The organism is Streptomyces sp. NRRL F-2664, assembly GCF_000719345.1.
In the GTDB taxonomy this organism is placed as follows: Bacteria; Actinomycetota; Actinomycetes; order Streptomycetales; family Streptomycetaceae; genus Streptomyces.
On record NZ_JOFX01000560.1, the window covers coordinates 1 to 253 of the forward strand.

A 253-nucleotide genomic window follows, 5' to 3' on the forward strand; every position below is an offset into this window, starting at 1 on the left:
CGCCGCCTACACCTACGACAGCCTCGGCCGGCCCGCAAAGACCGAGTACGGCAACGGCACCGTCCTGACGGTCGACTACTACGACAGCGGCCAGCCGAAAAAGGAGACCCTCACCCGCAAAGACGGCACCCTGCTGTCCGAAACCGCCTACACCTACAACAGCCGCGGAGACCTGGCCACCCGCACCGACACCCGCCCCACCACCAGCCCCGCTCCCGGCAGCGACAACAGCGGCGGCGGTGCGGGCAGCGGC

Annotated in this window: 1 protein-coding gene; it reads left to right on the plus strand. The window is 70.0% G+C overall.

Going from position 1 to position 253, the window contains the following annotated elements; translation table 11 throughout:
- Positions 1 to 253: hypothetical protein (locus IF89_RS40235; protein ID WP_043195184.1), on the plus strand; the 253-nt coding region annotated here is incomplete at both ends.